Genomic DNA, 24,280 nt, shown 5'->3' on the forward strand with positions numbered 1-24,280 from the left:
AAGTGCGACCCTATGCGCAGGGCAAAAAGCAATAATATTGCGCGATTCACCCCAATGATTTTCGATTCCATCCCAAATAACTGGCTATCTCACCCTCAGCTGGTGCGCCCAACACCCCCGACAGGGCGTGGTGACTTGCTTCCGATTCCCTCAAGCACCTTTAACGGGGATGGTGCACGGGCACGTTCACCATCCTGACGGGGGGCATAAACCTGTTTGGACACCTCAAGGATCAAAGCGCCGCCTGCAAGGATCAATGGCATTCGCGCGCCCGTGCGTTCCCAAAACGGCGCAGTTTTGCGCCAGAACCTTGCATCAGATGGCGGCTGATACAGCGACGAGACATGCCGCTCTGGCACAAAGCCGTGTGATTTGACCTGTGCTTCCAGCTGGCTCAACGAATAGGGGCGGCCGTATCCAAAGGGCGTTTTATCCCGTCGCGCCCAGATACCTGCACGATTGGGCACGATAAACAGCGCCCGCCCCCCCGGCCCCAAAACCCGAAACGCTTCGTCCAGCACAGCACTCGGGCGCTCGGAGGTTTCAAGCCCGTGTAGCACGATCAGTTTATCGACCTGCCCCGTCTGAAGCGGCCACCACGTCTCGTCACATAAAACGCTGACATTTTGCATCCCCGCAGGCCACGGCATGACCCCTTGGGGGCCGGGCATCAAACCGATGGTGCGCCGCGCCTCGGCCATAAAGGGGCGCAGCAGCGGCACCGCAAATCCAAAGCCAACCACTGTCTGGCCTTTGGCCTCTGGCCAAAGCGTCTGCACCTGACCACGGATCGCGGCCTGCGCCGCGCGTCCCAATCGACTGCGGTAGTAAAATGTCTTTAGGTCAAGCACGTCCAGATGCATTGCAAGCGCCCCAACTTTCGCTACCCTGACTGTAGCAAAGAAAAAGGGCTTGGCCATGACAGATGTCGCAACACACGCAGATCTTGAGCTGGTAACAGTGCATTGCCGCATCGATCCAGCCGAATTTCGTGTGAACGACAACTACGCTTTTCTTCTGCACAACAAACGGACTGAGCAAACCACGCTTATCGACGCGCCAGAGGCAGCCCCCCTGATTGCCGCTTTGGATGCGCGGGGGTGGGGGTTGCATCACATCGTCATCACCCACCACCACAATGATCACATCGAAGGGCTTGCTGAATTGGTCGACCGCTATGGCGCCAAGGTGATCGGCGCCAAAGCCGATGCCCACCGCCTTCCACCGCTTGATATCGCAGTGACCGAAGGCGACACCCTCGACCTGTCAGGCACGCAAGCGCAGATCATCGATGTGTCAGGGCATACACTGGGCCATATCGCCATCTATGTTCCCGCTGCGCATGCGGTATTTACCGCAGATAGTCTGATGGCGTTGGGCTGCGGGCGTCTGTTCGAAGGGACCGCAAGACAGATGTGGCAAAGCATGCAAAAACTGCGCGCGCTGCCAGATAACACGCTGGTGTGTTCCGGTCACGAATACACAGAAGCGAACTTGCGTTTTGCCATGACGATCGAACCCGATAATCCACAGCTTCAGACACGCGCCGCAGACATCGCCGCGCAGCGCGCGAAAAGCCTGCCAACCGTGCCGTCTCGCCTTGGTGTGGAAAAACAAACAAATCCCTATCTTCGCGCAGACTTGCAGCCGCTCAAAGCCGCCTTAGATATGAAAGACGCAACGGCGGAAGATGTCTTTGGGCATGTCCGTCAACTGAAAGACACCTTTTAACCAAGGATGCGGCGACCACACTGCCCCTTAGGTTATCCAAACCAATTCGCTCAAAAACCGCACAAATCACTTGTTTTGTAGAAAAAGTGATCGTCGGAAGCGAAAAATCACTTGAAGGTTCGGCAAATCAAGCGAACCTTAACATATAGCAGGCAACAGTCTGAGTGCGCGGCGCGCGTATCCCCGCCCGCAGCCGCCAGACGACGATAGGAAGGACACGCGCCCGTGCCATCATTTTCCACCACGCTTGAACAAGCCATTCACTCCGCCTTGGCAATGGCCAATGCACGCAACCACGAACTGGCAACATTAGAACATCTTTTGTTGGCACTGATTGATGAACCCGACGCGTCAAAGGTCATGAAGGCCTGTTCGGTCGATCTTGAAGAACTGCGCAAAACACTTGTCGAGTTTATTGACGATGACCTGTCCACGCTTGTGACCGACGTTGAAGGGTCCGAAGCCGTGCCAACGGCGGCTTTCCAGCGCGTCATCCAACGTGCCGCCATCCACGTGCAGTCCTCGGGGCGCACGGAAGTGACAGGCGCCAATGTGCTGGTCGCGATCTTTGCAGAACGCGAAAGCAACGCCGCCTACTTCCTTCAGGCCCAGGACATGACCCGTTATGACGCGGTGAACTTCATCGCCCATGGCGTGGCCAAGGACCCTTCGTTTGGCGAAGAACGCTCAGTATCGGGCGCATCCGAGCTTGAAGAAGAAGCCCAAGGCGTCACAGACGGCGACAAAAAAGAAAGCGCGTTAGAGAAATACTGCGTGGACCTCAACGCCAAGTCGCGCAAAGGCGACGTCGATCCACTGATCGGCCGCGCCCATGAGGTTGAACGCTGTATTCAGGTGCTCTGCCGCCGCCGCAAGAACAACCCCCTTTTGGTGGGTGATCCTGGCGTTGGCAAAACCGCGATTGCGGAAGGGCTGGCCTATAAAATCGTCGCGGGTGAAACGCCCGATGTTTTGGCAAACACCGTCATCTATTCACTGGATATGGGCGCACTGCTTGCGGGCACACGCTACCGCGGTGATTTTGAGGAACGTCTCAAAGCGGTGATGACCGAGATGGAAGAACACGACGACGCGGTTCTTTTCATCGACGAAATTCATACAGTGATCGGCGCAGGTGCCACATCAGGCGGTGCGATGGATGCATCGAACCTGCTGAAACCTGCTTTGCAGGGTGGTAAATTGCGCTGCATGGGATCAACCACCTACAAGGAATTCCGCCAGCACTTTGAAAAGGACCGTGCCCTGTCGCGCAGGTTCCAGAAAATCGATGTGAACGAGCCGTCTGTCGAAGACGCGATCAAAATCCTCAAAGGTCTCAAGCCTTATTTTGAAGATCACCACGACATCAAATATACCGCTGATGCCATCAAAACCGCGGTGGAGCTGTCGTCGCGCTATATCAATGACCGCAAATTGCCCGACAAGGCGATTGACGTGATTGATGAAGCCGGTGCGGCCCAACATCTGTTGGCCGAAAGCAAAAAGCGCAAAACCATCGGCGCCAAGGAGATTGAAGCCGTTGTTGCCAAGATTGCGCGTATTCCGCCCAAGAACGTCAGCAAAGACGACGCAGAGGTGCTTCGCGATCTGGAAACATCTCTCAAACGTGTTGTGTTCGGGCAAGACAACGCAATCACAGCTTTGTCGTCGGCGATCAAACTGGCCCGCGCTGGCCTGCGCGAACCCGAAAAACCCATCGGCAACTACCTGTTTGCAGGCCCAACTGGCGTCGGCAAAACCGAAGTGGCCAAACAACTTGCAGATACACTTGGCGTGGAAATGCTGCGCTTTGATATGTCAGAGTACATGGAGAAACACGCCGTCAGCCGTTTGATTGGTGCACCCCCCGGCTATGTCGGGTTTGACCAAGGCGGCATGCTGACAGACGGCGTGGATCAAAACCCCCATTGCGTGCTGCTGCTGGACGAGATCGAAAAAGCGCACCCCGATGTCTACAATATCCTGTTGCAGGTTATGGACCACGGCAAGCTGACCGATCACAATGGTCGCACCACGGACTTCCGCAATGTGATCTTGATCATGACCTCGAACGCAGGGGCCTCCGATCAGGCGCGTGCGCCAATGGGCTTCAACCGTGATCGTCGCGAAGGCGAAGACACCGCCGCAATCGAGCGCACGTTCACCCCTGAATTCCGCAACCGTCTGGACGCTGTGATCAGCTTTGCGCCGCTCAGCAAAGACGTCATCATGCAAGTGGTCGAAAAATTTGTGCTGCAACTTGAAGCGCAACTCATGGATCGCAACGTGACGATTGAACTGACGCCAGCCGCGGCAGAATGGCTTGGTGATCGCGGCTACGACGAAAAGATGGGCGCCCGTCCCCTTGGCCGCATCATTCAGGAACACCTCAAAAAACCATTGGCCGAAGAGCTGTTGTTCGGAAAACTTGCCAAGGGTGGGGTCGTCAAAGTCGGCGTCAAAAAAGGCGAATTGGATCTGCGCATGGAAGAACCAGGCAAGCCGCGGATCGGCTCCAAAAAGCCGCCACTTCTGACCGCGGACTAATGCGGCACCTGATACGATATTTAAAAGGGGCCGCGCTTGCGGCCCTTTTTGCTGGCACGGCCCATGCACGCGAGCCTTTGCTGAACCTGCCCCTTGATTGCACCTTGGGCGACACTTGCTACATCCAGCAATACGTTGATCGCGACCCAAGCGCGGGGGTCAGTGATTTCGCATGTGGCACCCTTAGCTATGACACCCACAAAGGCACAGATTTCGCCCTCCCGTCCTTGCAGGCGATGGACAACGGCGTGGATGTTCTGGCCGCAGCGCCCGGCACTGTCGTCGCATTCCGCGATGGCGTCCCCGACCAGATATACACGAGCGAGACTGCCGCGCAGGTGGACGGGATCGAATGCGGAAACGGCGTTGTGGTTGATCACGGCGCAGGCTGGCGCACGCAGTATTGCCACCTTAAAGAAGGGTCCGTGATCGTTGAAAACGGCCAACGCGTCGCCAAAGGCGCGGTGTTGGGTGAGGTCGGCCTGAGCGGACGCACGCAATTTCCACATCTGCATATTGTCGTGCGCCAAGGCGACCGCGTGGTTGACCCGTTCCACCCGGACCCAAGCGCAACCTGCTCGCTCACGCCTCAGGATACGATGTGGCAAACCCCCATTGAATACGTGCCAGCGGGCCTGATTGCTGCAGGGTTCAGCACCGCTGTACCCGACTACGACCGCGTTAAAGCAGGTGACGCTGCTGCCGCCACGCTGCGATCGTCCGATCCGGCGATTGTGCTTTGGGGCTATGCTTTCGGGGCGCGCCAAGGCGACGTTCTGAGCCTGACAATCACTGGCCCTGCAGGCGTGTTGATTGAGCACAAGGCACTGATCAAACGCGATCAGGCCCAATTGATGCGTGCAGCTGGCAAACCGCTGCGCGGTGTCGGATGGCCAAAAGGGCGCTATAAGGGCACGGCCAGCCTGACACGACAGGGCGATATCCTTGATACGATGGAAACAACAATCGAGGTCGAGTAGCTATTTTTCCGTCAGCTTCAGCTCGATGCGCCTGTTTTGCGCACGGGCCTGCGGGGTGTTCGCGGTGTTAACCGGTTGATATTGCCCAAAACCATTGGCCGCCAGACGATCAGGCGGGATCCCTAGGAAATTCACCATATACCGCACAACCGACAAGGCACGCGCCTGACTAAGCTCCCAATTATCGGCAAACGCGCCCTGCCCTGACAGCGGGACATTATCGGTATGCCCGTCCACGCGGATGACCCAATCAATGCCTTGCGGAATGTCATCGGCAATCGCGCGCAGGATTGCAGCAACCTTGGCGATTTCACCGCGACCAGCCTCTGACAAATCGGCCTGACCTGCGGCAAACAAGACCTCTGACGAAAAGACAAAACGGTCCCCTTCAATCCGTATGCCGTCTTGCCCGTCCAAAAGGCTGCGCAACTGGCCAAAGAATTCCGACCTATAGCGCTCAAGATCCTGCGCCTGCGCCTCAAGCCGCTTGCGTTCGGCCTCCTCCAGCTGGCGGCGGCGCCGTTCTTCAGCCGCCGCGCGGGCAAGTGCTGCATTCAGATCAGCCCCCAAAGTCTGGATTTGGATATCAGCCGCGCGGTCTGCTTCGGCCGCGGCATCCAACACGCCTTGCAAAGAGGCCAGTTGCGCGCGCAAGGCCGCAATTTGTTCATTCAGCACTGTCAGCTTGCGCTGGTCGTCGGCCGATTGCGCCTCCAACGCTGCCAATTCTGTATTGGCCTGCGCCAACAAAGCGGCCCGTTCTTGCGCCGCGCTTAACTGGTCTTGCGCGGTCTGCTCGGCGGCCAGTCGCGCCGCAAGGGCGGCTGTCAGTTGCGACCTTATCTCGTCTTGGGTCAAGGCGGCTTGCGCGGTTTGTTCGGCCAATGCTGCGTTGCTTGCATCCAAATCCAGCAAGGCCTGCGCCAGCCGCGCATTCAAATCCTCGCGCTCTTGGCGCGTGGCGGCCAGTAGGGTCAATGTGTCCTCGGCCTCTTGCCGCTTGGCTTCCAGCGACAGCGTCGCAGCCGTCAGTTCATCTTGCGCCTCTGCCAGCCGCGCACGCAAAGCAGCGGCGGCTTGCGCTTCGCTCAAACGCTGCGCCTCTGCCGCGGTGAGCGCTTCAGCCGTATCGGCTTTCTCGGCTTCCAAATCGGCGATCAATGCCTCAAGCGCCTCACGCCGTGCGGCGGCCAAACGGGCTGCCTCGGTTTGCGCATCAATCTCGCTGCGCGCCGCAGCCAGCGCCAGATCCAACGCCTCTTTTTGCGAAAGCACCTCGGCGCCTTCGGCCTCAAGCGTTGCGATGCGGGCTTGCGCGCTCGCCCGTTCCGCCAACAGGCTGGCGACCTGTGTTTCAAAATCTTCGATTGTGGCGCTTTGGGTCTGCAGCGTGGCGCGCAGCGTGCCAAGCTCAACCTCCATCGCGTCGCGCTGCGAGGTCGCAAGCCCCAAGGCTTGGCTGAGCGCGCTGACCTCGGCGCCCAATTCATTCAGCTCGTCGGCTTGTCCCGTGATCGTTTCGCGCAGCACCCCCTGAATCACCATGAAGATGGTCAGCACAAACATCAGCACCAGCAAAAGCGCGGTCATGGCATCCACGAACCCCGGCCAGATTGCGGTTTGAAACCCGCCCCGTCGCCGCGCCAGCGCCATGCCCTACCCCTTTTTGCCAGAGGATAATGCCGCCTGCAGGGTCTGGATCAGGCGGTCAAGATCACTGCGCAAATCTGCAGTCGTCTCTTGGCGTCCTGCGCTGATCTCCTCCATGAGTTGCAAAAGCTGCACATCAATAGACCGCAGGCGCATCCGCATCTCGCTGTCCACCTCACCGCCCTGCCCCGATGACAGGCGTGCGGCAATCGCCTCCTGCCCCTCGGCCACCCGCAGCAGGCTTTGTTCCAGCCCTTCATTGGCGCCAAGACTGTTGCTTTCCATCTTGCGCACCAAACCATCCATCGACCCTGCAAGCGCGCCAATCTGTTCGTCCATCGCGCTGCGCTTGGCATCCGATTGCGCCACCAACATGCGCAGGCTTTCCATCTGGTCGGACATATGTTCCAGCACGCCTGCCATAAAGTTCTGTTCGGCCCCGCTATCGCCATCGGCCGCAGCAAAGCTCAGACGTGTGATCGACGACAGCCATTCTTCCAATTCGCGGTAAAAGCGGTTCTGCCCATGCCCTGCAAACAGCTCAAGCAGGCCAACCACCAGCGACCCCGCCAATCCCAAAAGAGACGAGGCAAAGGCCACGCCCATGCCCGAAAGTTGTGCATCGAGCCCCGTCATCAAACGCGAAAACATATCCACGCCGCCTTCCCCATCCGACGGTTGCAATGCACGGATCGTATCGACCAACGCAGGCACCGTGGTGGCAAGCCCGTAAAATGTGCCAAGCAACCCAAGGAAAATCAGTGTGTTGACGATATAGCGCGTGATTTCGCGCCCCTCTTCGATGCGGCTTTCCACCGAATCCAGGATCGACCGTGCCGAGGCCGTTGAAATACTGCTTTGCGCACGGCGTGATCCCAACAGGGCCGCCAAAGGTGCCATCAACAAAGGGGGCTTTATGCCTTCCGCGCCCAAGCGCCCCTTTGCAAACCCTTCGATCCAACGAACCGATCCGATGAGCTGGACCACCTGATAAAAGCACGCAATCACACCGATCACGAACACCACAAAGATAAACCCGTTCAGGTAAGGGTTGGCCAAAAACACGGGCAACACGCGCGGAAGCGCCAGATAGACACCCGCCCCCACAAGGGCCAAAGCCACCAGCATCAAGGTGATCTGGCGCACAGGTTGTGAAAAATACGGCTCGGCCTCGCGCTCACTCAAATCCATTCGGACCCATCCTGACGCTTTTTGTTGTCACTGCTGGCATGACCTTACCTGCCAAAACCGTGCAAAGAAAGCGTTAACCCGCCAATGCGCGGACACGCCCCGATAGCCAATCAAGGTCGGGATCATTGATCCCAAGGCTGTGCAAATGTGTGGCCGTATTCCACAAATACTCGGTATTCGGGCCGCGCCCGCCCACAGCCTTGGCAATGATCTGCGCCTGATCTTCAAGGCTTAGCCCCGCGCAATACTGCTCGTGATGGGGATCGATGATATAGGTCACAGCCTCAACGTCGCGGCCATCGGCCAGCGTCACAGGTTGCCAGGTTTCCAGATAGGCCGACGAAATCAACTCGCGCTCTCGCAAATAGGTCAACACCGCGTCGGCATCGCCGCCCGCGCGCAGACCAACCCCTTGACAGGCCGCGCCGTCTTGGGCGTCCAACGCCAGCACCAAACCAGGGTCATCTTGGGTGCCGCGATGATGGATGGACCGCATGCAGAACGAGCGCGCAAACCCATGCAACGTGCCGATCACCTGCTCGGCCACGTCAAAGCCCGGGTTCCACACAAGCGATCCGTATCCAAAAACCCAAAGCTCTTTTGTCATCTCGCTGGCCCTTCCATTCTGCGCCCTATAAATACGGGGCCAGCACAATATGCAATCAGGGCGGTGACGATGCGGTGGATTTTGGGAATAGTGACAACGCTGGCCGTGCTTTATGCAGGCTACTGGTTCATCGGCGCGGCCGCAACAGAACGCGCCGCAACCCAGTGGTTCAATGACCGCGCGCAAGACGGGTGGATCGCCGAAACAAGCGCTATTGAAACACGCGGCTTCCCGTCACGCTTTGACACCACGCTGACAGACATCGAACTGGCCGACCCCGAAACAGGATGGGTCTGGACCGCGCCGTTCTTTCAGGTTTTTGCCCTGTCCTATCGGCCCAATCACATCATTGCCGTCTGGCCGCCAGACCATAGCCTTGCATCACCCAACGCGCGGATCGCGCTGTCCAGCAATGATACACGGGCCTCAATGGTCTTTGAGGCTGGCCCCGACCTGACGCTGCAAACCGCAAATTTTGAGGTCGCGGCCCTTACACTTGCCCATTCGCAACTGGGGGAAACGACCATCGGGGAAGGCAGCATTGCCCTGCGCCAGACACCTGACATGGTCCTGTCCAATGACCTTTATGCACAACTCAAAACCGTTGCGCTGCCCCCTGCCCTGCGCGGCCTGCTGGATCCTGCAGGTTTGCTGCCCACCGCCATTGAAGGGATGACCATCGACAGCACCATCGGCTTCGATGCTCCTTGGGACCGCTTCGCAATCGAACGCGCCCGCCCACAACCCACATCCATTGACCTCAAACTGCTATCGGCCAGTTGGGGTCCCCTTGATCTACGGGCCGCTGGCACCTTGCAAGTCGACGAAAACGGCGTCCCCACGGGCGAGATTGGCATCAAGGCTCGCAACTGGCGTCAGATGCTTGACGTGGCCGAAAACGCGGGCCTTCTGCCGTCTGAAATCCTGCCAATGGTCGAACGCGGGCTCGAGGTTTTGTCAGGTCTTTCGGGCAACAGCCAAACCCTTGATGTGCCACTGAGCTTTCGCAACGGGCGCATGGCCATAGGTCCGCTGCCCATCGGCCCCGCACCGCGCATCATGTTGCGCTAGCGGCAGTAACTGCCAGAGCGATACTGCGCTGTATCAAAATGAAAATGATCTTTGTGAAAGCGGTCTGATTCAGGTCCAAGCACTGTGCCAAACGGACCGCAGGCCGCACGCCAAAGCGCACGCAGACGTTTGCCATCCTTGCTGTTCCAGCCGTTCAAAAGCGTGACCGTCTCGCCCGTGCGCAGGGTAAATCCCGAAATATCAATCGCGCGGCCTTTGCCGTGCTCACTGATCTTTGCCCCGGGCCTGTGATTGCGGGTGCGACACACGTAATGGGCCGCCACCTCAAGCTGCGCCAAACCACCGCGATCGGAAAATTCCGGGACCGCTGCGTCCGACACCCAACCGCGCAACGCCCGTGCAGTGTTGCAATCCACGGTGGCTGCTTGGCTCAGTTGCACGCCCGCAACGGCTGTGATGCGCACAGGGTTTTCGATACCACATTGGGCAATCCGTCCTTCGATCTTGGGCACGACAACCCCTTCAATCGCAGGGTCATTGCAAACCGTTGGCCCTGCCGCATTGCGCGCTTCGGGGCGTGGTGATCGCTCGATGTTGGCGCAGGCCTGCCCGACAAACAGAACAACCGAAAGGGCAGCAAGCGCGCGGATCATTTGCGCCCTGCCGTACGCCCAAAGTTCGGCGCATCCGTGTCTTGGCCCGCTTCGATGATGCCACGCCGAATGGCCCGCGTGCGGGTGAAATAGTCGTGCAGATGATCGCCGTCGCCTGTCCGAATGGCCCGTTGCAGGGCAAACAGCTCTTCGGTGAAACGCCCCAGAATTTCCAGGGTTGCTTCCTTGTTGGTCAAAAAGACATCGCGCCACATCGTCGGATCACTGGCCGCAATACGCGTAAAATCGCGAAACCCTGTGGCCGAATAGTTGATCACTTCGCTGTCGCTGACGCGTTGCAAATCATCGGCAACACCGACCATCGTATAGGCAATCAGGTGCGGCGCGTGACTGGTCACGGCCAGCACCAAATCATGGTGCTCCGCGTCCATTGTGTTGACCTTGCTGCCCATGCCCTCCCAAAGCGCGCGCAGCTTGGCAACCGCCGCCTCATCAGCGCCATCAGACGGCACGATAAGGCACCAACGACCATCAAACAGTTCCGCAAACCCCGATGTCGGCCCCGAATGTTCCGTGCCAGCCAGAGGGTGCGCTGGCACAAAATGCACGCCCTTGGGGATATGCGGACCGACCGCATCAATCACAGCCCGCTTGACCGAGCCGACATCCGTCACCGTTGCCCCCGCTTTCAAGTGCGGCGCAATCTGTTCTGCGACATCGCCCATCACCCCAACTGGCACGCAAAGCACGACCAGATCAGCGTCTGTAACCGCCTCTTCAATCGTGTTACAGACCCTATCGCACAGGCCAATGTCGCGTGCCGTCTGGCGCGTCTCAGCTGAGCGCGCAAAGCCATAGACCTCGCCCACCAAATCTGCACGCTTCATGCCCCAAAACATGGAAGATGCAATATGGCCCAGACCGATCAGGGCGACGCGTTCATAAATCATGACTGGCTCTCTTTGAATTGGCGCACCGCATGCACTACGCGCCGGCAGCTGGCCTCGTCGCCCACGGTGATCCGCAAACAGTTTGGCAAATTATAGCCGCCCACGCGGCGCACAAGAATACCTTCGCTTTTCAGGTGATCATCGCAGGCATGTGCCTCGGCCTCTGACCCGAACCGCGCAAGGATGAAATTCGCGGTCGACGTGTCTGACGGCACGCCCAATTCCGCCAGCCCTTCGGCCAACCACGCCCGCCATTTGGTGTTCTCCGCGCGGCAGCGTTCTGCGTAGTCCAGATCGCGCACCGCGGCCTCAGCCGCGGCCAGCGCAGGCGTCGACAGGTTGAACGGCCCGCGCACACGGTTCAGCACATCAATCACCGCCTGCGGCGCATACCCCCACCCGACACGCAGCCCGCCAAGGCCATACATCTTTGAAAACGTGCGTGTCATCACGACATTCTGCCGTTTGTGCACCAGCGCAGCACCGCCATCATAGCCTTCGACATATTCCGCATAGGCCCCGTCCAGCACCAAAAGACATGAAGGCGGGATGCCATCGGCCAACCGTTTGATCTGCGCGTTCGAGATCATTGTGCCCGTGGGATTGTTGGGGTTGGCAATAAACACCAGCCGCGTCTTATCCGTGACCCCCGCAAGGATCGCATCTACATCTGTGGTGCGTTCGTGCTCTTTGACCTCAACAGGGGTGGCACCCGCAGCCAACGCGCTGATGCGGTACATCGCAAACCCGTGTTCGGTATGCAAAACCTCGGTGCCGGGGCCTGCATAGGCCTGACACAGGAAGGTGATAATCTCGTCACTGCCCACACCGCAGATGATCTGCGCAGGGTTCAGACCGTGGACCTCGCCTATCGCCTCACGCAATGCGCGGTGATCGGTGGGGGGATAACGGTGAAGCTGACCTGCCTCGCGCTTGAACGCTTCTTGCGCCGATACGGGCGGGCCAAAGGGGTTCTCGTTCGACGACAGTTTGACGATATTTGACACGCCCTCCACATGGCTGGCCCCGCCCTGATATAGCGCGATGTCCATAATGCCCGGTTGTGGTGTCAGCTTTGTCATAACAGAGGCCTCTAAAAGCGGTTCATCCCTGTCTAGCCAAGCGTCCCGCCGCTGACCAGAGGGACAAACCAAAAAGGCCGCCCCCGATGGAGCGGCCTTTGAAAATCGTGACAGATACGACGCTTAGTTCTGTGCGTAGTATTCGATAACGAGGTTTGGTTCCATTTGCACAGGGTAAGGCACATCGCCCAGACCCGGGGTGCGCACAAACGTCGCTTTCATTTTCGAGTGGTCGGCATCGATGTAGTCAGGCACATCACGCTCAGGCAGTTGTGTCGCTTCGATCAAAGCCGCCATTTGCTTGGAACGGTCGCGCACTTCGATCACGTCACCTTCTTTAACACGGTAGGACGGGATGTTGACCTTCTGGCCATTCACACGCACGTGGCCGTGGTTCACGAACTGGCGTGCTGCAAAAACAGTCGCAACAAACTTGGCGCGGTAAACAACGGCGTCCAGACGACGTTCCAGCAGACCAATCAGGTTTTCGCCTGTGTCACCTTTAACACGGGCCGCTTCCACGTAGATGCGTTTGAACTGCTTTTCAGTCAGATCGCCGTAGTAGCCTTTCAGCTTCTGCTTGGCACGCAACTGCAGACCGAAGTCCGACAATTTGCCCTTGCGGCGCTGACCGTGCTGGCCGGGGCCATATTCGCGGCGATTGACGGGTGATTTTGGACGACCCCAGATGTTTTCACCCATGCGGCGGTCGATTTTGTATTTGGCAGACGTGCGTTTGGTCACGGCTGATCTCCTTTTGTAAGTGTCAAAAGGGCGTTGTCCTTTGGGCGAACCCCGACAGGCATCCCCTTGCGGGGGCCACCAACACCAATGAAGCCGCGCTTATACGTGGGATTCCCGTGCTGTCAACAGACCTTAGCCAAAGCTGCGGCGTGCCACCTGCTCGCGGCTGTCATGTGCCAGAATAGCCACGTCTGATCGCGACAGGCTGCGCCGTGCAAAGGCCCCGTAGCTATCAGGCGTGTCGCGTAAATGCGGAAAGCGTTCGAACAAAGCGTCGCGCTGGTCCTCGGCCACCATATCAAGCGATGTGTTAGAGGGATGAAAGCTCTCGGTCTCGATCCCATTGGCCCACAGCACCTGGTGCTGTTCCAGCATCAGATGGATGTATGTGACCTCGCGCACCGCATGATCGGTGATGATCGTGCGCCCGTTGGTCAGCTCTTTGGCCGCCACCAGAACTTCGGTTTCATTGAACAATCGCTTGGCAGTTTGGCCGCGCAGCACAATCTGATGTTCGGGCGAGACCAGCAAATCCGCGTCAGGGACATCCTCGGCCAGCGCATTGGCCTTGATCCGAACAGGGCGCAGATGCGGCATGGCAAACAGACGCGCGCCCGTCATGCGCCGATGGCCGCGCCAGACGATCGGCTGTGGTCCGTTGTCCTTGGTCAGGATGCGGTCGCCCTCGGTCAGCAATTCGACAGGCACTTCGCCCACTTCGGTCTCGATCAACGTGCCGGGGGTAAAACAGATCACACCGCCCGTATCATCGCCCGTGCGGTGCACAGGATTTGGCGACAGATTGCTTGTGACAACCCACAGGTCCAGATCGCGCGGCGGCAATTCATTCACAAACATCAAAAGCGGCGGCTTGCCCGCACCCACATGGATCATGCTGGCCAAAAACCGTTGCGACCCGTCGGTCAGGGTGAATGTGCTGGTCAACGCCCCCAGATCGTCGACATCGCCGCGATCATGATCTGCCGCAATCGGCGCCAGTGCCGCGCCAACCAGCCGTTGCACCATGCGTGCAGCACGGCGGTGTAAATCCGCTTGCCCCTCGGACTGCTCCAAAAGCAAAATGTCGTTCGGCCCGTCCACGCGCACAGCTTCTCCGTGCCATGCCCAAGATGCGCCTGCATTTAAATTGGCCACCGGTGCGTCCGGCAGTCCATCTACTTCTGTTTGCGTCCATGAGATGACAAACGCGCCTCGAAAGCCCGTTATCATTGCTCTAAACTCTGCCTCAGTCTTTTTTTATTAACTATTTGTTAACCGAAACAACGGCTTGTGGGAAGAGTTTAATGTCGCCAAAAATCCAGCTGTGATCAAAAACTCACGCTGAGGTTGACAGAGCCCAAAACCTGCCCCTCGCTCTGACCTTCAAATTCCTCGCTCAGATAGGTCAGTCCGAAATACGCCCCCATCCGTTTGCCCTGCCAATCCACGCCCACACGCGCGCGGCTGCGCTGGTCTTTCACCTCGGGGCCCGTGCCATCGGTGAAAAACGCGCTGTCATTCACAAAGGCCGTATCCGCCCCCATGATCAGCGAAAAGCCTGCTGTCTGCGTTGGCGTGCCTAAAATAAGCGTGCCCGTCACCGCGTCACGCACCAAAAGCTGCTGGCGCACATCCGCACCCATGACAAAATCCACACCCACACGGGCCAGATCCTCGATCCCGTACATCACTTCGCCAAACGGACGCACCAGCGCGGTTTGGCCAACAGGCACCGACCGCGCAATATCAAAGGTCAGTGTCGGATGGATCGCATTTGGAATTTGATTGTCCAAAACCGCATCAATCGGCTGCGGCTGACCAATCAGCTTGTGAAACCACTTTTGCAAATCGCCCGCACCTGTCTGCTCGCCCGTAAACAGCAGATCAACGCCGGTGCTGATCTCATATCCCCTGCGCGCAAAATGCGTATGCGCGCCCAGACCGCGCACCCCTGAATACCGTCGGTCGGCGGGGTCCAGCGCCCCGATATCACGCGGCGCAATAATCTCCGAACGGTAGCGGTATTCGACAATATCGCCAAAGGCCAAAGGCCGCGCACCCGTCCAATCCGATCGCGCACGCACCTGCCCCCACTGATAGCTGCTGGTGCGCCAACGGTCGTCCCCATCGCCAAAGGCGTCATTGTTGAACAATCGCGCCGAACCGATCTTGCCCCGATCCTGCGCCACCGATGGCGCCCCAAGTCCCGCCAAAAGCAAAACCACCGAACAAATCGTCAGACAGGCAAAAAAGCGCATAGCAACCTCAAATCAAAGTTGCCCCTACTTGCCAAAGCGCAGACTCCCTGACCAGCGTTTTCTACAACTTGGGTAAATGAAGAATGGTTCGCTGCCGCTGTAGCACGCTTTGCGGGACAATGCTGCCCGAGGCCTTTGCCGATCCAGCGGATCGGTTGGGGGCCGTTGTCACACGTGCTGACCAGATCACCGACGCGCAAATGATCGATCAGCCTTTGCCCCCTTGGGGTCTGGATGAAGGTTCCGCTTGTGAAACACGGAATACCGACGGCGTTCAAGGACGCAGCACTGCTGAACTGCGCCACAGAAGTGCCTTGCAGCACAATGGATTCGCCATTTGGAAATGTCAGCTTGGCGTTTCCAGCCCCATCGTCCGTCACGGTGACATCATTGACGTTGACAGGCTGGCCGCTGATATCACTGTTGGTGAAGGTGACACTGTCTGTGCCTTCGACGCGGACAAGTTCGCGCCCCGCCCCCGTATCTGCGGCGTTGCCCGCTCGGGTCATGACGGTATCTGTGATGGTCAGATCACCTTTCGACCATACGCCGCGCATCAATTCGCCAGCCTGATTTTTGGACACCGCAACAATCATTCCATCGAGTGAAAGCCCCGATCCATCCCTGGCGTCGATCAGATTGTCGTTGCCACCCGACCCTGCCGATCTGGTTTCGATCGAAAACCCCTCAAGGCTGAGGTCCGAGCCGTTCACATCGACAAGCCCGCGCAAAACAACATCAGCCGCCCCGCCGGGTGCTGCGGGATCACCCGTGATCGTCAGGTTATCTTGGGTGATCGCAACATTTTCATCGTATGTTCCCGCCTGCAAGACAATGGTGTCCCCATCACCCGCAGCGGCAAGCGCGGCCGAGAGAGTCTCATAGGTTTCGCCTGCACCAACGGTGAGTACTGCCATGCGGTAGGTCCATCTTTGAAGCGTTCATTGCGCGCCAAAGGGGACTATCTGCATCGTCTTAAGATTGCGTAAAACGCGCCGCCGCATCAGTCGCTTTGGGCCCAAACCCGCCATTTTCTGCATCGGCGCACAACACAGCGCCCGTGACCCCGCCCCTATTGCGCAAGCTTTTGATCAAAACCGTGCAACACCCACCGTTCTGCCCGTTAACCACAGGTGTTGCGTAAATCGCAAATGGCCGAACGTCTGACGCATTGCCATACCCCCAGCAGACGCCAAGCCATACATGTCGTTTTTGGACCATTTTGCAAAGGTTAACGCGGTTTAGCGGACCCCGATATCGGCCAGCGCGGCGCTCAGTTCGGGCGGCAGGCTGGCTTCATTTGCGCGGGCTTCGGACAGGTCTGCGGGGCTGTCCTCCACAGGCAGATAGCGCCATCCCTGAAAGGGGCGTTTGAGCGCTGTTTCGGTGCGGATCAGCTTGGGGTCCAGCACAATCGCGCATCGCCTGATACCGTCCGCACTGATATATTCGTCAAGCCTTAGAATGGTTTGACGGCACTGGATGACCCCTTTGATGACCCAATAGATCGACCCGCCGTTCAGGATTTCCGCTTCGCGTTTGGGCCACATCCGCGTTACATGACGCGGGTTTCCTGCGGGGTCTTGCGCACGTTTCGTCGCCTGCCACGCCGCCAGCCCTTCGACATTTTCGGTGCCAACGGACAGCTTGATCAGGTTTACGGTTTTATCCACAGCTTATCCCCCTGCTTGCCCACGGCTTTCTCCCCTGCGAATCCATCACACCCCAAGATATAGTGTGAAATTCACTGGAAACGAATGGGCCATCAAGCTATTGTGTGTATCTGCCAAACAAAGGAACACGTGTCATGAGCCATTTCACTGCACCGATTGCTGAACAAATCTGGGACATGAAGTACCGCTTTAAAGAAGCCGATGGCACACCGATCGACCAGACAGTCGAAGACACGTGGCGCCGCATCGCGCGCTCTTTGGCGTCGGTCGAAAAGGATCCTGCAAAGTGGGAAGGCGTGTTTTACGACGCGCTGTCGGATTTCAAATATCTTCCCGCAGGCCGCATCACAGCCGGCGCGGGCACCGAACGGTCGGTCACACTGTTCAACTGCTTTGTGATGGGAACGATCCCCGACAGTATGGGCGGTATCTTTGATATGCTCAAGGAAGCGGCGCTGACCATGCAGCAAGGTGGCGGGATCGGATACGATTTTTCGACCATCCGGCCAAAGGGCGCGGGCGTCAAAGGCGTGGCCGCAGATGCCTCTGGCCCGTTGTCGTTTATGGATGTTTGGGACGCGATGTGCCGCACCATCATGTCTGCCGGCTCCCGCCGCGGCGCCATGATGGCCACGATGCGATGTGATCATCCCGACATCGAGGACTTCATCACAGCCAAGTCCGACGCCGCGCGGTTGCGCATGTTCAATGTATCCGTGTTGATCACCGATCCTTTCATGGAAGCCGTAAAAGCCGACACCACATGGGACCTCATATTCGACGGAACAACTTACAAAACCGTTAAGGCCCGCGATCTGTGGGACCAGATCATGCAGTCGACCTATGACTATGCCGAACCCGGTGTGATTTTCATCGACCGCATCAATGCAGCGAACAACCTGCAATATTGCGAAACGATTGCGGCGACCAACCCGTGTGGCGAACAACCCCTGCCCCCCTATGGCGCCTGTTTGCTTGGCTCGATCAACATGGCCAAGCTGGTAGAGAATGCCTTTGAGGATGGTGCAAAACTGGACAACGACAAGCTGACCGATCTGGTCGCTGTCGCGGTGCGGATGATGGACAATGTGGTAGATGCCAGCCGCTTCCCGTTGGAGGCGCAAGCGCAAGAGGCCCAAGCCAAACGTCGCATTGGTCTGGGTGTGACGGGACTGGCCGATGCGCTTTTGATGGTTGGGCTGCGCTATGGCTCAGAGGAGGCGGCAGCCAAAACCGACGAATGGATGCATGCGATTGCGCGCGCCTCATATCTGGCCTCGGTTGATCTGGCCAAGGAAAAGGGCGCGTTCCCTCTGTTTGACGCGGACAAATACCTGGCCAGCGGCGCAATGGAGCCGATGGACAAAGACGTCAAAGACGCGATCCGCACGCATGGCATCCGCAACGCATTGCTGACCTCAATCGCGCCAACAGGCACGATCAGCCTTTATGCGGGCAATGTCAGTTCGGGGATCGAACCTGTGTTTGCCTATGCCTACACCCGCAAGGTCTTGCAAAAAGACGGCAGCCGCACCGAAGAAGAAGTGGTCGACTATGCCGTGCAGATGTGGCGTGAAAAGTTCGGCGACAAAGACTTGCCTGACCATTTTGTCAACGCGCAAACCCTTGCCCCGCTGGATCACGTCCGCATGCAGGCGGCGGCGCAAAAGTGGATCGACAGCAGCATTTCCAAAACGATCAACTGCCCCGAAGACATCAGCTTTAGCGACTTCAAGGACGTCTATATGGAGGCGTGGGACACGGGCTGCAAAGGCTGCACAACATACCGCCCCAATGATGTGACAGGATCGGTGCTGAGTGTGTCGGAGACCACCGAGAGCGTGCCAGAAGCCGAGACAGGCGCGGATGTCGTTTACTTGTCCGAGCCATTGGACCGCCCGCAGGAATTGGAGGGCGCGACCTACAAGCTCAAGTGGCCAGACAGCGAGCACGCCATCTACATCACGATCAACGACATCATGGTCGGCCCGCAGCGCCGCCCGTTTGAAGTGTTCATCAACTCCAAGAATATGGAACACTTTGCGTGGACCGTCGCCCTGACGCGTATGATCAGTGCTGTGTTCCGCCGTGGCGGGGACATCACCTTTGTGGTCGAAGAGCTGAAGGCCGTGTTTGACCCGCGCGGTGGCGCGTGGATGCAGGGCAAATATGTGCCCTCCATTCTGGCCGCGATTGGTGGCGTGATCGAAAAGCACTTGATCGCCATTGGCATGATCGAAGCCGAAGGCATGGGGCTGAAAAGTGATCCGCAAGCCCAAGTGGTCAACCTGATCGAAGGACGCGGAAAAGCCTGCCCAAGTTGTGGGCAGTATGACATGCAGATGCGTGAAGGATGTATGACCTGCGCATCATGCGGTCACTCGAAATGCGGCTAACCCTTTGGGGTTAGTCGATTTTCAGTTGTTCTTTGAGCTTTTGAAGGGTCGCGCGGCCTTCGGCTGAACAGGGCGCGGTCAGCGATTTGAAAAGCGTTGCTTGCGATCGGTGAACAGGCGCGCCTGACAGGATTTTGAGGTGATTGGCGCGCAGGGTTTCCCCTGTCGAAGTGATGTCTGCCACCGCCTCAGCCGTTTCATTTTTCACCGTGCCTTCTGTGGCCCCCTGACTATCAACAAGTTGATAATCCGCCACGCCTGCCTCGCGAAGATGGTCTCGAACGAGCCGGTGGTATTTGGTTGCAATGCGCAACCGATGACCGTGGGTTAAGCGAAATTGTGCAGCCGCTGCATCAAGGTCATCCAGTGTCTCAACATCAATCCATGCCTGCGGCACGGCGATAATCAGATCGGCAAAACCAAACCCCATCTGCGCCAGTTCGGCCACACGCATGTCCCAATTTGCCAGCTTTTCGCGCACGAGATCGCTGCCTGTAACGCCCAGATTGATGCGGCCTGCCGCAAGTTCGCGGGGAATTTCGCCCGCTGACAGCAAAACAAGCTCAACCCCCTCGATCCCCTCGACACGGCCCGCATATTCACGCTCTGCCCCAGAACGCGACAGCGTTACGCCACGCGCGCCGAACCAGTCAAAGGTCTTGTCCATCAAGCGCCCTTTGGAGGGAATACCAAGTTTGATCATGCTTCGGCCTCCAGATCGGCCAAAAGGCCTGGGCGAATAACCCCGCCGACAGCAGGGATAGCGCGTCCTGTTTCACCAATGCGGCCCAACTCTTCGGTCAGTGCGTCATACCGACCGCCCGATGCCACCGCTGGCCAGTCAGGATGGGACGCTGCCGAAAAGCCAAAAACGAACCCATCATAATACTCCATCGAGGTGCGACCGAAGCTGGCCTCAAACGGCAGATGTGCAGGATCAATCCCTGCTTGCGCCAGTGCATCCAGGCGCGCTTCGAACCGTGCAACAGCATCAGACAGGGCTGGCATATCAACAGCAAGGTCCTGAAGCTGGCTGAGTGCGTTGCTGGTCGTTTCCCGAAGCGACAAAAGCGTATTGAGAAGGGTCACTTCACCCGCGCTGATTGGCGGGGTATCCAACTCGCGGCGCAGCCGATCAAGCCGTTCCGTTATTTCCGCAGCTGTTCGTTTGCCGATGATGGGGGCGGCGCCATCAAAAGGGTTTTCTTGTGCCAACAAAGATGCGCGGGCGTCTGTGACAACCGTGTTTTTGGCGAAACGGTCCAGCAAAGCGCGAAATTTGCGCGGCCGCCAGATATGGCGCAGCAATGCTGATTTGCGTGCATCACTGGTCTGCAACCCTTTGACCGCCGCCGTAAGCAGGCCGATATCGCCTGTGACGGGGGTAAGGTCGTAAGGCTCCAAAAGACCAGAGAACAGCGCATAGACTTCTGCATCCGCTGCTGCGGCATCCCGGTCAAATGCCTCATAGCCCACCTGCATATACTCGTTTGCGCGGGCATCATCGTCTTCTTGGCGGCGAAAAACTTCGCCCATGTAACAATAGCGGGCAGGCTCTGCCCCCCCATCCATATGCATCTGGACCACCGGAACGGTGAAATCGGGCCGTAACATCTGCTCGCCGCGCAAAGGATCAGAGGTGGTGTAGGCGCGCGCGCGGATGTCTTCGCCGTAAAGATCCAGCAGCGTGCCGGCGGGTTGCAAGATCGCGGTTTCCACACGCGATGCACCCCGCGCCTCAAACGCCTGAAAAAGCGACGCGGCCAGCGCCTTGGATGCCGCAGCTGCCGTCATGATTGGTATTGTGCGATGATTTCGGCCACTTTGCTGACCAGTTGATCGCGGGGAATTTCGAATTGCTGCGGACGATCGCGCCATTCATCCAGTGTGGCATCTTCAGCAATTTTCGCACCGAGGATCAGGTCTTTGATCTGCACAATGCCTTTGTCCGCCTCGTCTGACCCTTGGATCACGGCGACCGGGCTTTTGCGCTTATCGGCGTATTTCAACTGATTGCCGAAATTCTTGGGGTTGCCCAGATAGAGTTCCGCGCGGATGCCCGCCTGTCGTAGCTCGGTGACCATCGCCTGATAATCGGCCAGACGCGCACGGTCCATCACTGTCACAACCACAGGGCCTTGCGCCTGCGCGCCCCCGATGCGGCCCTTGGCGGTCAGAGCCGCAAGCAAACGGTCCACACCGATTGAGACGCCTACCGCAGGCACCTGTTGGCCCGTAAAGCGTTTGACCAGATCATCGTAGCGTCCGCCGCCTGCGACGGACCCAAACTGACGCGGACGGCCCTTTTCATCTTGGATCTCGAATGTGAGTTCCGCCTCGAAAACGGGGCCGGTGTAATAGCCGAGGCCACGGACGACAGCAGGATCAATCTCGATACGGTCAGGGCCATATCCGCCTGCGGTCAAAAGGCCTGCGATCTCTTCGAGTTCGTTCACACCTTCGCCACCAGTGGCGCTATCGCCCACCAATTCGCGCAATCGTGCAATTGTATCAGCCCCTGTGTCACGTTTGGCCTGCATGAAACCAATCACGACTTCCGCCTGATCCGCGCCAAGCCCCGCCCCTTTTGTAAAGTCGCCTGAGGCATCCTCGCGGCCTTCACCCAAAAGCGCGCGCACGCCTTCAATGCCCAGACGGTCAAGTTTATCAATCGCGCGCAGGACAATGCCGCGTTCGTCTGCCTTGTCGTCACCTGCAAGACCCGCGACTTCCATAACGCCGTTCAGCACTTTGCGGTTGTTGACGCGCACGATGTAGTCGCCGCGCGGGATGCCCACCGTCTCAAGCGTATCGGCAAGCAGTGCGCAAATCTCGGCATCAGCGGCCATGGAAGCGGTGCCAACCGTGTCCGCGTCGCACTGGTAAAACTGGCGGAAGCGCCCGGGCCCGGGCTTTTCGTTGCGCCACACAGGACCCATCGCATAGCGGCGGTACGGCGTGGGCAGATCGTTGCGGTGTTGCGCATAAACGCGGGCCAGCGGCGCCGTCAGATCATAGCGCAGCGCCAGCCACGCCGCATCATCGTCTTCCTGCCATGCAAATACGCCTTCGTTCGGGCGGTCCACATCGGGCAGGAATTTCCCCAAGGCCTCAACGGTTTCGACCGCCGAGCTTTCCAGCGCGTCAAATCCATAGCGATGATATACAGCCGCAATCTGTTCGAGCATGGTGGCACGTTCTGTCACCTCTGCGCCGAAATAATCGCGAAACCCTTTGGGCGGCAGCGCCTTGGGCTTGGGGGCTTTTTTGACTTTGGCCATGGGGCCACCTCCTGTCATCATCTGCGCGCCGTTTAACGTGGCACGGGCAAGGGGGCAACAGTGGCAATCGCCTGCAAAGCGGCTTATATGCGGCTCATGGAACAAGACATCACATCTTTAGAAGAAAAGATCGCCCATTTGACCCGCACCGTCGAAGAGCTTTCGGATATCGTGGCGCGCCAATCCAATGAAATTGATCTGCTGACACGCCGTGTTCAGATGTTGATGGAGCGTGAAGCGGGCCGCGAGTATGATCAGGGCGGAACGATCCCCCTTGCGGATCAAAAACCGCCGCATTGGTAGGGCATTAGCGACCCTTATAGGATTTTTCGATCACTTGGCCGTCGTGGATCAGAATGTCATTCCAACGCTGGTTTCCACCAAAACTACCGTAGGCTGTGATGAAAACCGTGGCCTGGCGGAATTTATCTTCGCGCCGTCCTTCACAGGGTTGGTTGCGGCCCACACGGCATTCTTGGGTTTTGAGGGCTTCATAGGCTTGATCTGTCTGTGAAAAAGGGATGGACTTGTTGACGGGCATATAGCGGATGCGCTCATGGCCTTCGGTAGTTCCGAATGTCGCCGTCGCCGCGGTGAACTGGCGCACACAGCCATCTTTGAAGCCGGTGATATAATGCGCGCGCAAGGATGTGCCCGACGGGTTGCTGTCAAACAGCCTGTAGCCGGTGCCGCGTGCGGGGAATTTGTCGACTTCTGTGCCAAGGCGGCGCTTGGGCGCATCACACACACGCGCAATTGCGCCGTATGGCACGGTCTCTCCGAATGCGATTTCGTTTGCGTCAGGGCCTGTTGGTTCATTGCGGCGCAATAGACCACCACGGCGAGACGGGTTGGCAGGACGTGTCGTTTGCGTAGGGGCCGCGGCGGCGGTTTGAGTGACCTGCGCATCGGCGGCGGGCGTCACATCTGCGGGCGACGCGGCCTGCGGACGTCGGAAGATGCCAAATAACGATGCCTGCGCCACAGGTGCGGCTTGCGTCACTCCGGCGGGGTCTGATTGCGCATCTGTTACAGCTTGCTCGGGCGTATCTTCTGGCGCAAGTGGCGGCTCTGTCTGGGCCAGTTCAGCCTGCGGAGTTTGTTCTTCCGTGTCACCTGTGTCCGCTACGACGGCTAGTGTATCTTGCTCGGCCACGGGTGCTTGGGGCGCGGTGGCGGGATCTGGCAGGCTGCGGTCGCGCAACCATCCAACAAGGGACCGCCGCGGCTTGGGCTCTGCATCCCCTTTGTTTGTTTGAATTTGCTGCGCAATATCATCCACGAGGGACGGCAGGGCGGCTTCGATATCCGCATCTGATGGCGGGGCAACAACGGCTGCAGGAGTGCCGCTCTCACTGGACGTCTGGACCTCAACGTCCGATAGCTTGGGCGCGTCTTCAAACGTCGGTCCACACGCGGCAAGTGACGCCAAGCAAATCAATAGGGGTAAACGGGTCATAAGGACGTCCTGCATTACGTTGAGACGTCCTTGCCATTCCACGCGCAGTATTTCAACTCTGCGCGCGGTATCTTGCGAAAAACTG

General features: G+C 58.3%; 22 protein-coding genes. 6 read left to right on the forward strand and 16 right to left on the reverse strand.

What is annotated here, in order from left to right; translation table 11 throughout:
• Positions 1-95: 95 nt before the first annotated feature.
• On the reverse strand, positions 96-863 hold the full coding sequence (locus L1065_RS05085; RefSeq protein WP_237094349.1) for a class I SAM-dependent methyltransferase: 768 nt from the start codon (positions 861-863) through the stop codon (positions 96-98).
• 55 nt (positions 864-918) lie between these two features.
• Here L1065_RS05085 and gloB point away from each other — a divergent pair, with 55 nt between their 5' ends.
• The 3 genes from gloB (at position 919) to L1065_RS05100 (ending at position 5,258) form a co-directional block, all read left to right on the forward strand.
• Positions 919-1,731: a hydroxyacylglutathione hydrolase gene (gene gloB / locus L1065_RS05090; protein WP_237094350.1), complete on the forward strand. Its 813-nt coding sequence runs from the start codon at positions 919-921 to the stop codon at positions 1,729-1,731.
• 225 nt (positions 1,732-1,956) lie between these two features.
• Complete coding sequence (clpA, locus tag L1065_RS05095; RefSeq protein WP_237094351.1) at positions 1,957-4,278, forward strand: ATP-dependent Clp protease ATP-binding subunit ClpA; 2,322 nt, start codon at positions 1,957-1,959, stop codon at positions 4,276-4,278.
• Positions 4,278-5,258, forward strand: coding sequence for a M23 family metallopeptidase (locus tag L1065_RS05100; protein ID WP_237094352.1), 981 nt, complete (start codon positions 4,278-4,280; stop codon positions 5,256-5,258). Before clpA ends, L1065_RS05100 begins: the two co-directional genes overlap by 1 nt.
• Here L1065_RS05100 and L1065_RS05105 read toward each other — a convergent pair whose 3' ends face one another.
• From L1065_RS05105 to L1065_RS05115, 3 genes are all read right to left on the reverse strand, one after another.
• Positions 5,259-6,911 (reverse strand): peptidoglycan -binding protein, encoded by a 1,653-nt coding sequence (locus tag L1065_RS05105; protein WP_237094353.1) that lies wholly within the window; start codon positions 6,909-6,911, stop codon positions 5,259-5,261.
• Between the two features lie 3 nt (positions 6,912-6,914).
• The gene (locus L1065_RS05110; protein ID WP_237094354.1) at positions 6,915-8,099 is read right to left on the reverse strand and encodes a biopolymer transporter ExbB; all 1,185 of its coding nucleotides are present in this window, start codon (positions 8,097-8,099) and stop codon (positions 6,915-6,917) included.
• Positions 8,100-8,172: 73 nt separating this feature from the next.
• Positions 8,173-8,706 (reverse strand): gamma-glutamylcyclotransferase, encoded by a 534-nt coding sequence (locus L1065_RS05115; RefSeq protein ID WP_237094355.1) that lies wholly within the window; start codon positions 8,704-8,706, stop codon positions 8,173-8,175.
• A 69-nt stretch (positions 8,707-8,775) separates the two neighbouring features.
• Between L1065_RS05115 and L1065_RS05120 the strand changes: the two genes are divergently transcribed.
• On the forward strand, positions 8,776-9,777 hold the full coding sequence (locus tag L1065_RS05120) for a DUF2125 domain-containing protein (protein ID WP_237094356.1): 1,002 nt from the start codon (positions 8,776-8,778) through the stop codon (positions 9,775-9,777).
• On the opposite strand, the gene L1065_RS05125 is transcribed toward L1065_RS05120, so the two are convergent.
• The 8 genes from L1065_RS05125 to L1065_RS05160 all read right to left on the reverse strand — a co-directional run bounded on the left by L1065_RS05125 (position 9,774) and on the right by L1065_RS05160 (position 17,059).
• Positions 9,774-10,391 carry an extensin family protein gene (locus L1065_RS05125; protein WP_237094357.1) on the reverse strand — a complete coding sequence of 206 codons (618 nt, stop codon included), beginning with the start codon at positions 10,389-10,391 and terminating at the stop codon, positions 9,774-9,776. The two genes, L1065_RS05120 and L1065_RS05125, sit on opposite strands and share 4 nt — an antisense overlap.
• Positions 10,388-11,302 carry a prephenate/arogenate dehydrogenase family protein gene (locus tag L1065_RS05130; protein WP_237094358.1) on the reverse strand — a complete coding sequence of 305 codons (915 nt, stop codon included), beginning with the start codon at positions 11,300-11,302 and terminating at the stop codon, positions 10,388-10,390. Before L1065_RS05130 ends, L1065_RS05125 begins: the two co-directional genes overlap by 4 nt.
• On the reverse strand, positions 11,299-12,384 hold the full coding sequence (gene hisC, locus L1065_RS05135; RefSeq protein WP_237094359.1) for a histidinol-phosphate transaminase: 1,086 nt from the start codon (positions 12,382-12,384) through the stop codon (positions 11,299-11,301). The genes L1065_RS05130 and hisC overlap by 4 nt, the downstream gene beginning before the upstream one ends.
• Positions 12,385-12,507: 123 nt before the next feature.
• Positions 12,508-13,128 (reverse strand): 30S ribosomal protein S4, encoded by a 621-nt coding sequence (gene rpsD, locus L1065_RS05140; protein ID WP_237094360.1) that lies wholly within the window; start codon positions 13,126-13,128, stop codon positions 12,508-12,510.
• A gap of 132 nt (positions 13,129-13,260) precedes the next feature.
• Positions 13,261-14,283, reverse strand: coding sequence for a Hint domain-containing protein (locus tag L1065_RS05145; protein ID WP_370641137.1), 1,023 nt, complete (start codon positions 14,281-14,283; stop codon positions 13,261-13,263).
• Between the two features lie 173 nt (positions 14,284-14,456).
• Positions 14,457-15,386, reverse strand: a complete 930-nt coding sequence (locus L1065_RS05150) for a lipid A-modifier LpxR family protein (RefSeq protein WP_237094362.1) — start codon at positions 15,384-15,386, stop codon at positions 14,457-14,459.
• Positions 15,365-16,303: a Hint domain-containing protein gene (locus tag L1065_RS05155; protein ID WP_237094363.1), complete on the reverse strand. Its 939-nt coding sequence runs from the start codon at positions 16,301-16,303 to the stop codon at positions 15,365-15,367. The genes L1065_RS05150 and L1065_RS05155 overlap by 22 nt, the downstream gene beginning before the upstream one ends.
• A gap of 324 nt (positions 16,304-16,627) precedes the next feature.
• Positions 16,628-17,059, reverse strand: coding sequence for a DUF1489 family protein (locus L1065_RS05160; RefSeq protein ID WP_237094364.1), 432 nt, complete (start codon positions 17,057-17,059; stop codon positions 16,628-16,630).
• 134 nt (positions 17,060-17,193) lie between these two features.
• On the opposite strand from L1065_RS05160, the gene L1065_RS05165 reads away from it, so the two are divergent.
• Entirely contained in the window at positions 17,194-19,455 is a 2,262-nt protein-coding gene (locus L1065_RS05165) for an adenosylcobalamin-dependent ribonucleoside-diphosphate reductase (RefSeq protein WP_237094365.1), read from the forward strand.
• Positions 19,456-19,465: 10 nt separating this feature from the next.
• Here the strand turns inward: L1065_RS05165 and hisG are convergent, their stop codons facing one another.
• The 3 genes from hisG to hisS are packed head-to-tail and all read right to left on the reverse strand — an operon-like array spanning position 19,466 to position 22,736.
• On the reverse strand, positions 19,466-20,158 hold the full coding sequence (gene hisG, locus L1065_RS05170) for an ATP phosphoribosyltransferase (protein WP_237094366.1): 693 nt from the start codon (positions 20,156-20,158) through the stop codon (positions 19,466-19,468).
• Positions 20,155-21,249 (reverse strand): ATP phosphoribosyltransferase regulatory subunit, encoded by a 1,095-nt coding sequence (locus L1065_RS05175; protein WP_237094367.1) that lies wholly within the window; start codon positions 21,247-21,249, stop codon positions 20,155-20,157. The genes hisG and L1065_RS05175 overlap by 4 nt, the downstream gene beginning before the upstream one ends.
• Complete coding sequence (gene hisS, locus L1065_RS05180) at positions 21,246-22,736, reverse strand: histidine--tRNA ligase (protein WP_237094368.1); 1,491 nt, start codon at positions 22,734-22,736, stop codon at positions 21,246-21,248. The genes L1065_RS05175 and hisS overlap by 4 nt, the downstream gene beginning before the upstream one ends.
• A 96-nt stretch (positions 22,737-22,832) precedes the next feature.
• Here hisS and L1065_RS05185 point away from each other — a divergent pair, with 96 nt between their 5' ends.
• A complete protein-coding gene (locus L1065_RS05185; RefSeq protein WP_237094547.1) occupies positions 22,833-23,039 on the forward strand; it encodes a SlyX family protein in 207 nt (68 codons plus the stop codon).
• A 4-nt stretch (positions 23,040-23,043) separates the two neighbouring features.
• Here the strand turns inward: L1065_RS05185 and L1065_RS05190 are convergent, their stop codons facing one another.
• Complete coding sequence (locus L1065_RS05190; RefSeq protein WP_237094369.1) at positions 23,044-24,195, reverse strand: hypothetical protein; 1,152 nt, start codon at positions 24,193-24,195, stop codon at positions 23,044-23,046.
• Between the last annotated feature and the right edge of the window lie 85 nt (positions 24,196-24,280).

The organism is Nereida sp. MMG025, from assembly GCF_021654165.1.
Classification (GTDB): Bacteria; Pseudomonadota; Alphaproteobacteria; order Rhodobacterales; family Rhodobacteraceae; genus Nereida.